This window comes from Lacibacterium aquatile, assembly GCF_042683105.1.
GTDB classification, from domain to species: domain Bacteria; phylum Pseudomonadota; class Alphaproteobacteria; order Elsterales; family Elsteraceae; genus Lacibacterium; species Lacibacterium aquatile.
The window spans coordinates 119,357-131,985 of the sequence record NZ_JBHUIP010000006.1 but is presented as its reverse complement, the minus strand read 5'-3'; the positions used below and the strand labels follow the sequence as shown (position 1 = coordinate 131,985).

2 protein-coding genes are annotated in these 12,629 nt (G+C 58.7%); both read right to left on the bottom strand.

What is annotated here, in order from left to right; translation table 11 throughout:
* Positions 1-78: 78 nt before the first annotated feature.
* Complete coding sequence (locus ACFSM5_RS08540) at positions 79-11,130, bottom strand: hypothetical protein (protein ID WP_379875902.1); 11,052 nt, start codon at positions 11,128-11,130, stop codon at positions 79-81.
* 721 nt (positions 11,131-11,851) lie between these two features.
* On the bottom strand, positions 11,852-12,568 hold the full coding sequence (locus tag ACFSM5_RS08535; RefSeq protein ID WP_379875901.1) for a FadR/GntR family transcriptional regulator: 717 nt from the start codon (positions 12,566-12,568) through the stop codon (positions 11,852-11,854).
* Between the last annotated feature and the right edge of the window lie 61 nt (positions 12,569-12,629).

The window sequence follows — 12,629 nt, the reverse complement described above, 5'->3', positions numbered from 1 at the left end:
GCTCGAGCATCTAAATTGTTACACAAATAAAACCCGCCAAATCCGCCCCCTTTCAGCGCCTCTAGGTTGCTGAATTTCCTAGCTCACAACTATATCTGTATGAGTTACTGCGGCAGTCCCCAGATTGGCGACAATGTAACCCGTTCCTGCGCCCGATCCATCTGCATCTAGCCAGACATAAGTATTGGCGTCATAGGCGGAACCGTTCCAATGACTGACGATCAAGTTCGGTGCGCCGTTGTTGCCGCCGGACCCATTGAAGCTGTTGCTGGCGAGATCATTCAAGAACTGGCTGGCGCTGAGTGCCCCCGCGCCCAGGCCTGCGATCTCAATCTGCAGCTTATCGGTACCGGAGGTGAAGCCGGCCACAGTATCGATATCGCTGCCAAGGTCGGCGGCCTTGAAGACAAAGGTATCGGCTCCGGTACCGCCATTCAGGACATCAGCTCCGGCCCCGCCATCCAGTGTGTCGTTGCCTGCACCGCCGCTCAGAGTATCGGCACCGCCACCGCCGTTGAGGCTGTTATTGCCCCCATTCCCGATCAGCGTATTGTCGGCTGCATTGCCCGCGCCATCGATATTGCCGCTGCCTGAGAGGCTCAGGACTTCGATCTCCTGACCAGCCGTCAGGGTGAAGGAAATGGCACTGACCACGGTATCGCTACCCTCGCCTGCCGCCTCGACGATCACATCGGCAGCGCTATCGACGCTGAAGAGATCATTACCGAGGCCACCGTCCATCACATCGTCGCCGATACCGCCGGTCAGACTATCGTTGCCAGCCCCACCGCTTAACGTATCGTTGCCCGCTGCACCGGAGAGCTGATTGTTGCCGCCATTGCCGGTGATCACATTGTCGGCTGTATTGCCGCCGCCATTGTAATTGCCAGCCCCACCAAGGCTTAAGTTTTCGAAATTGGCCAGCAGCGTATAGTTTTCCGAGGCAACCACGGTATCGTTGCCCCCGCCAGCCGCCTCGATCAGTGTATCGAACCCTTCGTAATAGAAGAGGTCATCGCCACTCCCGCCGTCGAGCCTGTCGACACCGGTCCCACCGCTCAAGGTGTCGTTACCCGCGCCACCGACCAGGGTGTCATTACCTGTATCGCCATCCAGCAGGTTGTCGCCGGAATTGCCGGTGATATTGTCAAAGCCCGTCGATCCTATGCCCTTCAAGTTAGCAGATCCGGAAAGGCTCAGGACCTCGATCCCCGACCCCTGCATGGTGAAATCGACACTGGCGACAACACTATCGATCCAGCCTGCGAAACTATCGACGACCACATCGCCCAGGCTGTCGACGTAATAGAGATCGGCCCCCGCGCCGCCATCCATCGTGTCGTCGCCCGCTCCACCGTTCAGCGTATTGTTATTGGCATTGCCGACCATGAGGTTGTTGAGCGCATTGCCGGTGACCGATATCGCCATCGAACCGCCGAAGCTGATGACCTCGATATTCGCGCCGACCGTATAATTGACGAAGGCGACCAGCGTATCCGTCCCTTCGCCCGCCAGCTCGACCACAACGTCGCCTGCGCTATCAACGATGTAGATATCGTCACCCGTGCCGCCTGACATGGCGTCATCGCCAAAGCTGCCGTCCAGGCTGTCGTTATCGTTACCGCCAACCAGCGTGTCGTTGCCATCGCCGCCGTTGAGCGTGTCGTTGCCATCCTCGCCCGACAGCACGTTATTGCCGGAATTGCCCCAGATGATATTGCCGATAGTGCTGCCGGTGCCATGCAGGTCAGCGGTGCCAATCAGGGTCAGCACCTCGATATCGCCCACGAGGGTGAAGGAGATATCGGCCAGCACCGTGTCATTCCCCTCGCCCGCCACCTCGATGATGGTGTCATTGGTGGATTTGACGACGGTATAATAATCGTCGCCCGTTCCACCGATCAGCGTATCGCTGCCACCGCCGCCAAACAGCGTGTCGTTGCCGTCCATGCCTTTGAGCGTATTGTCGCCGAGGTTCCCGGAAATGAGATTACCCAGATTATTCCCAACCCCTTCGGTATTACCAAGGCCGGTCAGCGCCAGATATTCCAGCGAGGCAGATAGAGTGTAGGAGAAGGCGGCATTGACGCTGTCCGTCCCCTCGCCGACATTTTCAATGATCACATCCAGGGGATCGTCGACGTTATAGACGTCGTCGCCAAGCCCGCCCTCCATGGTGTCGATACCCGCCAGCCCATCCAAGCTGTCGTTACCATCGCCACCCCAGAGGTAGTTGTCGTTGACGTTGCCGTTGATGTTGTTGTCGAGCTCGTTGCCGATACCGCGGATCGCCGGACCCCAGATGTTCAGATCCTCGAAGTTGGCGCCCAGCGTATAGTCGTAATTGACGTTGATGAGATCCTTGCCCTCTCCAGCATTCTCCACCACCACGTCGCCCAGATCGTCGAGGAAGTAGGTGTCGTTGCCAAGCCCGCCGGACATCGAGTCCTTGCCAGCCCCGCCGTCGAGATAATCGTCCCCGGCCTTGCCAGAGAGATCGTTGTTGCCGCTGTTGCCCCAGATGGTATCGGCCGCATCGGTGCCGACGCCGATCCAGTCGGCCGTCCCGATCAGGCTCAGGACTTCCACATTGGCTGGCAGCGTATAGTTGAAATCGGCATAGACCGTATCGATACCCTGGACCTGGCCATCATATTCGATGACGAGATCGGTTGGATCATCGACATAGAAGCGGTCGCCCCCAAAGCCGCCCGACAGCACGTCCGTGCCATTACCGCCATAAAGCGAATCATCGCCCGCGCCGCCGTCCAGCGTATCGTCGCCATCGCCACCCGAGAGCACGTTGGAGCCGGTGTTGCCGGTTATCTTATTATCAATGGCGCTACCCGTGCCATTGATGTTCGAGCCGCCTGAGAGCACCAGGTTCTCTATCGGTCCGCTCAAGGTGTAGGAGTAATTGGCCTCGATGGTGTCGTCGCCTTCACCCGATAGTTCGATCACCACGTCGGTCGAGCTGTCGACGACATAATAATCGTTGCCTGTACCGCCGATCAGTGTGTCGTCGCCCGTACCGCCGTCGAGCGTATCATTGCCGTCGCCACCGCTGATCGTATCCTTGCCGCCGCCGCCCGAGATCGCGTTGTTGCCCGTGTTACCGAGCATCAGATTATCCAGCGTATTGCCCGTCGCGCCGATATTTCCCGTGCCGACCAGGGTGATGATCTCGGTATTGGCACCCATGGTGTAGCTGGTCGCAGAGGAATAGATCGTATCCGTCCCCTCGCCCGAAAGCTCCACGATCACATCGCCATTATCGTCGACGATATAGATGTCGCTGCCAGTGCCAGCGCTCAGGGTATCGGCCCCGGTGCCGCCGTCGAGCGTATCCGCCCCCGCGCCACCGACCAGAATGTCGCTGCCCGCATCGCCCGACAGCAGGTTATCGCCGCTATTGCCCCAGATCGTATTATTCTCGGCGTTGCCGGTGCCCTTGAAGTCGCCGGTGCCGGTCAGGCTCAGACCTTCGATATTGGCGCCGATGGTATAGTCGAACCCGGCATAGACGGTATCGATCCCTTCACCCGCCGCTTCCGTCGCAATATCGCTCGGATCGTCGACATAGAAGGCGTCATTCCCCGCCCCGCCATGCAGACTGTCGGTTCCCGCGCCACCGCTTAAGGTGTCATTGCCCGCGCCACCGTCCAGCGTATCATCGCCGACACCGCCCGACAGCAGGTTGTTGCCGCTATTACCGATAATGATGTTGTCGAGGCTATTGCCGATGCCGCTGGCGTTGGTCGATCCGGTCAGGCTCAAGCCTTCAAAATCAGCCGCCAGCGTGTAGGAAAGGCTGGTCTGGACGGTATCGTTGCCCTCGCCCGGCAGTTCCACCACGACGTCGCCGGCATCATCGACGACATAGACATCGTCGCCGACACCGCCCGACATCGTGTCCGCACCCAGGCCGCCATCCAGCGTATCATTGCCCGCTGCCCCGGTCAGAACGTCGTTCCCCGCTGCACCCGACAGGATATTGTCGCCGATATTGCCGATGATCGTATCGGCGTCGCCGTCGCCCGTGCCGTCGATGTTGCCCGACCCCAGCAGGCTCAGAACTTCGACATTGGCCGACAGGGTGTAGCTGGCTGAAGAATGAACAGTGTCCGTGCCTTCGCCGCCCAGTTCGACGATCACATCACCGCTATCGTCGACGAGATAGAGATCGTTGCCGATACCGCCCGACATCGTATCGATGCCCAGTCCACCATCCAGCGTGTCATTGCCCGCACCACCGGACAGAACGTCATCACCAGCCATTCCGGAGAGTTTGTTATCGCCGGTATTGCCGATAATCGTATCGGCGTCGCCATCGCCCGTGCCGTTGATATTGCCGCTGCCGGTCAGGCTTAGCACTTCGACATTCGCCATCAGCGTATAGTCGAAGCCGACCTGCAGGGTATCCTGCCCCTCGCCTGCGGCCTCCACCACCACATCGGCGAGATCATCGACGCTATAGAGATCATCACCGATACCGCCCGACATCGTGTCGAGGCCGGCCCCACCATCGAGCGTGTCATTACCCGCACCACCGGACAGGACATCATCACCTGCCATGCCGGAGAGCTTGTTGTCGCCCGAATTACCGATGATCGTATCGGCATCACCATCGCCGGTGCCGTCGATATTGCCGCTGCCGGTCAGGCTCAGGACCTCGACATTGGCGCCAAGCGTAAAGGAGATCCCGGCAGCGACCGTATCGATGCCTTCACCGGCAGTCTCAACCAGCACATCGCCCGCATCGTCGACGACATAGAAATCATCGCCGGTGCCGCCCGACATTGTGTCGGCACCCACGCCGCCATCGAGGGTATCGTCGCCCGCGCCGCCCGACAGCACGTCGTTGCCCGCCATACCGGAGAGCTTGTTGTCTCCGGAGTTGCCGATGATCGTATCGGCGTCACCATCGCCGGTGCCATTCAGGTTGCCGCTGCCCAGCAGACTCAGAACCTCGATATTCGCCGTCAGCGTATAGTCGGCCGTCGACTGGATCGTATCGATCCCCTCACCCGCCAGCTCAACCGTCACATCAGTACTGTCGTCGACGAGATAGAGATCATCGCCGGTCCCGCCCGACAGGCTATCGACGCCTGCACCGCCATCCAGCGTGTCATTGCCAGCGCCACCCGACAGCACATCGTCGCCCGCCATGCCGGAGAGTTTGTTGTCGCCCGAATTGCCGATGATCGTATCGGCATCCCCGTCGCCGGTGCCGTCGATATTGGCCGAGCCGGTAAGACTCAGAACCTCGACATTGGCCGTCAGCGTATAGCTGATTGAAGACTGGACGGTATCCGTGCCTTCACCCGCCAACTCGACCAGCAGATCCCCACTATCATCGACCACATAGAGATCATCGCCGATGCCACCCGACATCGTGTCGATGCCCGCTCCGCCGTCCAACGTGTCATTGCCCGCACCACCGGACAGCATGTCGTCGCCTGCCATGCCGGAGAGTTTGTTGTCGCCCGAATTACCGATGATCGTGTCGTTATTGGCGCTGCCGGTACCGTCGACATTCCCGGATCCGGTGAGGCTCAGAACCTCGAGATTGCCGGAAAGGGTATAGCTGACACCTGCCGCAACGGTGTCGATCCCCTCGCCCGCGTTCTCCACCAGCACATCGCCCGCATCGTCGACGACATAGAAATCGTCTCCGATGCCGCCCGACATTGTGTCGGCACCCACGCCGCCATCGAGAGTATCGTCGCCCGCGCCGCCCGACAGCACGTCGTTGCCCGCCATGCCGGAGAGTTTATTGTCCCCCGAATTGCCGATGATCGTATCGGCGTCACCATCGCCCGTGCCATTCAGGTTGCCGCTGCCGGTCAGGCTCAGCACTTCGACATTCGCAACCAGGGTATAGTCCGCAGAAGACAGGATCGTATCGCTACCTTCACCTGCTGCTTCCACGACCAGATCGGTGCCGCCATCCACGATGTAGAGGTCATCGCCGATACCGCCCGACATCGTATCGACACCTAGACCACCATCAAGCGTGTCATTGCCAGCGCCACCGGACAGCAGATCGTCCCCCGCCATGCCGGAGAGCTTGTTGTCGCCGGCATTGCCGATGATGGTGTTGTTGTCGTTGGAACCGGTGCCGTCGATATTCCCCGAACCAGTCAGGCTCAAAACCTCGACATTACCCGAGAGCGTATAGGAGACCCCGGCGGCCACGGTGTCGGTGCCTTCACCGGCGTTCTCCACCAGCACATCGCCAGCATCATCGACGACATAGAAATCATCGCCGGTCCCGCCGACCAGCGTATCGATGCCCGCACCACCATCCAGAGTGTCGCTACCCGCCCCACCCGACAGCACATCATCGCCCGCCATGCCGGAGAGTTTATTGTCCCCCGAATTACCAACGATCGTGTCGTTATCGTTGGAGCCGGTACCGTCTATATTTCCCGAGCCCGTGAGGCTCAGGACTTCGATGTTCCCGGAAAGGGTGTAGCTGACGCCTGCAGCGACCGTATCAATGCCTTCTCCAGCGTTCTCCACCAGCACATCGCCCGCATCGTCGACGACGTAGAAGTCATCGCCGGTGCCACCAACCATCGTGTCGACACCTACGCCACCGTCCAGCGTATCATCGCCCGCACCGCCCGAAAGAACATCGTCTCCCGCCATGCCGGAGAGCTTGTTGTCTCCGGAGTTGCCGATGATCGTATCGGCGTCCCCATCGCCGGTCCCATTGAGATTGCCGCTGCCCAGCAGACTCAGAACCTCGATATTCGCCGTCAGCGTATAGTCGGCCGTCGACTGGATCGTATCGATCCCCTCGCCCGCCAGCTCAACCGTCACATCAGTACTGTCGTCGACAATATAGAGATCGTCGCCGGTGCCGCCCGACAGGCTATCAACACCCGCGCCACCATCCAGCGTGTCGTTGCCAGCGCCACCCGACAGCACGTCGTTGCCCGCCATGCCGGAGAGCTTGTTATCACCGGAGTTGCCTATGATCGTATCGGCGTCGCCATCGCCCGTACCGTTGATATTGGCCGAACCTGTGAGGCTCAGCACCTCGACATTGGCCGACAGCGTGTAGCTGATTGACGACTGGACGGTATCCGTGCCTTCGCCCGCCAGTTCAACCAGCAGATCGCCCGCATCATCAACGACATAGAGATCATCACCGATGCCGCCGGACATCGTGTCGACACCGGCTCCGCCATCGATGGTGTCGTCCCCCGTGCCACCCGACAGGACATCATTTCCCGCCATGCCGGAGAGCTTGTTGTCGCCCGAGTTGCCGATGATCGTATCGCCATCGCCATCGCCGGTGCCGTCGATATTGCCGCTGCCCGTGAGGCTCAGAACCTCGACGTTCGCGCCAAGGGTATAGGAGATCCCGGCCGCGACCGTATCGGTGCCTTCGCCTGCGGCTTCGCTCAACATATCGCCAGCATCATCGACGACATAGAAATCATCGCCGACGCCGCCCGACATTGTGTCGGCACCCACGCCGCCATCGAGGGTATCATCGCCCGCGCCACCCGACAGCACGTCGTTGCCCGCCATACCGGAGAGCTTGTTATCACCGGAGTTGCCTATGATCGTATCGGCGTCACCATCGCCCGTGCCATTGATATTGGCCGATCCGGTCAGGCTCAGAACTTCGACATTGGTAACCAGGGTGAAGTCGTCCGAGGCAAGAACGGTATCCGTCCCCTCGCCCGCCAGCTCGACCACAAGATCGCCGCTATCGTCGACGACATAGAGATCATTGCCAAGCCCGCCCGACAACCGATCGACACCCGTCCCGCCATCCAGCGTGTCGTTACCATCCCCGCCGGACAGCACGTCGTTGCCCGCCATGCCGGAGAGCTTGTTGTCCCCCGCATTGCCGATGATCGTGTCGTTGGTCGCGCTGCCGGTGCCGGAGATATTGCCGGTTCCCGTGAGGCTCAGGACCTCAATATTCCCCGACAAGGTATAGGAGATACCAGCGGCAACCGTGTCGGTGCCCTCGCCTGCGTTCTCCACCAGCACATCGCCCGCATTATCGACGATGTAGAAATCATTGCCGATGCCACCGACCAGCGTATCGATGCCCGCGCCGCCATCGAGGGTATCGCTCCCGGCGCCACCGGATAGCACATCGTTCCCCGCCATGCCGGAGAGTTTGTTGTCGCCTAAGTTGCCGATAATCGTATCGGCGTCGCTATCGCCCGTACCGTTGAGGTTACCGGCGCCAGTCAAGCTCAGGACTTCGACGTTTGCGACCAGGGTGAAGTCGGTGGACGATTGGATCGTATCGCTTCCCTGGCCTACCCCTTCGATAACTAGGTCATTGCCGTCGTCCACGATATAGAGATCGTTGCCGGTGCCGCCTGACATCGTGTCGACGCCCGCGCCACCATCCAGTGTGTCATTGCCCACACCACCGGACAGCACGTCATTCCCCGCCATACCAGAGAGCGCGTTGTTGCCGGAGTTACCGATAATCGTATCGGCATCCCCGTCGCCCGTGCCGCTGATGTTACCGCTGCCGGTGAGACTCAGGACTTCAACGTTTGCGCCGAGCGAATAGGAGGTTCCAGCCCGGACGGTGTCCGTCCCCTCGCCCGCCGCTTCGACAATCGTATCGGTACTGACATTGACGATATAAAGGTCGTTACCGATGCCGCCGGACATTGTGTCGACACCCGCACCGCCGTCGAGGGTGTCATCCCCCGCGCCACCGGACAGAACATCGTTACCCGCCATGCCGGAAAGCTTGTTGTTCCCGGAATTGCCGATGATCGTATCGGCATCCCCATCACCCGTGCCGTTGAGGTTGGACGAGCCTGTGAGGCTCAGGACCTCGACATTGGCACTCAGCGTCACATCGACCGATGCCCGGACGGTGTCGGTCCCCATGCCAGCCGCTTCCACGACCCGGTCGGCGAGATCATCGACCACGTAAAGATCGTCGCCGCTTCCGCCCGACATCGCATCCGCACCCGCGCCGCCATCGAGCGTGTCATGCCCCGCGCCGCCGGTGAGAGCATCGTTGCCCGCCATGCCGAAGAGCTTGTTGTCGCCCGAATTGCCGATGATCGTATCGGCATCCCCATCGCCGGTGCCGTTGAGATTGGCCGAGCCGAGCAGGCTCAGCACCTCGACATTGGCCCCCAGCGTATAGGAATGCGCGATCTGGACCGTGTCCTGCCCCTCGCCCGCCAGTTCCGAGACCGCGTCGCTCACGGTTTCAAGACGGTAGAGATCATTCCCGGTGCCGCCCGACAGAAGATCGTCGCCCGCGCCGCCGATCAGGGTATCGTTTCCGGCACCACCACTCAGAGTATCGTCGCCGATATCCCCCAGCAGCAGATTACGGCCCGCATTCCCGATCACGAGATTATCAAGGCCATTGCCCGTGCCGGTCAGGTTAGCGGTCCCCGCCAGGCTCAGAACCTCGGTATTGGCAACCAGCGTATAATCGATGTAGGAGCGGACCGTGTCCTTGCCCGCGGCGCCCCGCTCGATCACATCGTCGCCGATGTCATCAACCTCATAGAGGTCGTTCCCAAGACCACCGATCATTGTATCGGCGCCGGTACCGCCAATCAGGGTATCCTGGCCGTCGCCGGTGGTGATCATATCCCACCCGGCGCCTGAATAGACGAAGGCAGCCTGCACCGACTTATTGGCAAAAACGCTGTCGTCGCCGCCCATCCCGATACCGTTGAGATGGAAGGTCAACGAGTTGGTCTCCGAGGCCGTCACCGTAAGATTATGGTTGGTGTAGCCACTCATGATGGTTTCGCCGATGCCGATATCGGTCACCGTCTTTCCCATCACCACATGCTGATCGTATTTGACGGTGGACACATTGAGGTCCAACACCTCGATGCTGGACGTCTTGGCATTGATCAGCGTCGTGCCGCCGGTATGCGTCGCCTCGACGATCCGGCCCGCCAAGGTGTCATGACCATCCTCACCATTGGCCTCGTATGCAACGGCTTGACGGGCGATGCTACCGAACTCGTAGGCAACAGCCTTACCGGCGCTGCTGCTGGCGTCGTTGCTGCCGATTTCCGGAACGATGATCACATCATTGCCAGACCCGGCCCAGAAGAGATCGGCCCCCCCGTTCCCATACAGTTTATCGTTAGACTCAAGCCCATAGATGCTGTCACGCCCCGCCGTCCCCTCCAGGGTGTCATCATAGGCTGTACCGACGATAGCGCCTGGTGGATACGGCCCGACCGGCTCACCGCCACCGCCGCCTTTGCCAGGAGTTGCATCGATGGGGTCAGGCAGCCCGACCTGCGTCAGGGGAAGGGCCGTGCTACGGGAGATCTCCTCTCCGAACGCCCCACGGCGGCCGATATACTCGTCGCCTGCAAAATGCAGTGGATTGTCGCTATGCAGGTCAACATAGGGGCCGGTGACGACAATTCGATAGCCGAGCAATTCCTCGACCGTCGGCATCAGCGAGGCCGCGGCATCAATCCCGGTGACGCTGGAAAAAAGTGCAATTTCCTCAGCATCCATCGGCGGGCGATAGCCAAGCAGGCTTTCGATGTAATCGGCCATCGCGGCGAGGGACGCATCGATTTCGTGCCAGTCAGGCCCGGCTTTATCAACGCCCTGAAGCGCCGGACGGCTGGTATAATCCTCGATCTGCAGCGTAGATCCGACCTGGGTTAAAAAATGAGATCCGGCACCATTCGTGACTACGGCCGCCGATGGCCGGTCGGCGGGATCGGCGAGCAAGGCAACCGTCAAACCGCCGCTTTCCGTCATTTCCCCTGTCAGCTTGGTGCCGCGCAGGCCCAGGTGCGCGGCAGGCGTATGGACCAGGAAAACATCCGACGCCGTTGGCGCCAGATCGCCGGTAAGGAGTGTGAAACGACCGGATAAAACCGACAGAGCGATCACACCGGCTTTAACCTCTGGCGTGTAGGAAACCTCGTCGATCTGCAAGACGCTGTCTGGCCCAAGCACCAGGACCGACCGATCAGCCAGAACAATCCCGATCATGCCCTTGAGGGTTTCAATACGGTCGCCCGTCTGCAGGTCCTGCCCCGCCGGAAGAGGGAGCGAAATGTCGCTGCGCAGGAGCATCAGGTCGCCCTGGGCGAGCACGACTTTTCCCGCCGCCCCCTCATGAGCCACCGATAACCGCTGTTCTGCCCCACCTGAAACCACGACTGCACCCGCCAGAAAAACGGGACCCTATCCTCAGATAAGATTCCCAACGTTATTTCCGTGGACAGTTAATTATATCGATTTAATTTTCATTAATGTAATGATTTCACGTATTACCATTCAATAAATGAAATTTACTCAAATATAATAATCATTATCGGTTCGCAAAAACCATAACTTCATGTTATGGAAATTATCTACAGACACAGAATCTACATATAATCTGCAGAAGCCAAATCCATCGATTCGAACGGGTTATTTTTACAGCAAATCTGCCTCACCACCACACTTTCACTGACAAACCCCACACACTTTCATCACAGAATGGGCGTCAGAACATATATAAATACTTAATAATACAAAATAGTAACACATCTTAACTAACATCAAATTCGTAAACACAAAAAAATAAAACAAAGAAAAATGAACGAAAGTCTATTTTTCTGAACACCCATTACATCAACACCATCCCCTACAATGAAAATTAGAATCCATTTCGGACGTTCTCGAAAAATCATTCTGTATATATTTAAAATCACCGACAAATACAGACCATATATTAAAAAACCAGCCCTTCTGGGAAGCTGCAAAGAAGACCAGTGGGGTTCATTCAATTAAGTCGGCGACGGCCAGCACTTGCGTGACCGCACAGCGACCCAAGAGCTCGCTTTACCCAAAAACCCCGAGCTCAGCCTTCTTCAAGCAGTCGGATGATGGTCTGCTTCATGTGAAAATCCATGGCAGAACGGGCTCGCTCCGGATCACCCGTTTTGATGGCCTCCAGCACTTCCAGATGCTCACTTACAACACGAGGAACAACCTGATCGGAGGGTCTATCCTGTAGTTTTCGAGTGAAGTCGATTGTAAGCCTGATCTGGTCCCTGATCGTCTTTAAGGCGAACACGAAGTAAGAGTTTCCAGCCGCCTGCGCGATCGAGAGATGAAACGCAAAATCAGCTTCGAATACCGTTCCGCCGGGCGATAACGTCTGCATCAGATCATAGGCGGCTTCGATGTCGGCAATAGCTTCAGGATCGCATCGCCTGGCGGCATCCTCTGCAGCGGCGCACTCAATGACCTGCCTGAAGCGCACCAGTCGCTTCATATCATAAACCGTCTGGATCGACAGGCTTTGAGGATCGGATGCCCCAGCCAGGAGATCGGCTTTTGGCTGCACAAAATTCGCCGATCCCCGCCGGGATATAATTCGCCCAACCTCACGCATCTGTGTGAGGGCCTTGCGCAGAACCGGCCGGGAAACGCCAAACTGCCGGGCTAATTCGGCTTCGGGCGGGAGACGTCCACCATTTTTCCATGATGGTTGCTCCAGCATCGCTTCAAGTTGAGCGAGCGCATGAGAGGACAGGTCCTTCAATGGGCGTAACGGCTGAATGCTATCGATCATGGACGCACCTTACCTCCCCTTCGATACAAGCTCCATATCCGCGTAAATTTACTAATTATAA

What these genes read in the sequence shown, in the direction of transcription:
- ACFSM5_RS08535 (WP_379875901.1), bottom strand. Translation starts at nt 12,568, where the DNA reads ATGATCGATAGCATTCAGCCGTTACGCCCATTGAAGGACCTGTCCTCT.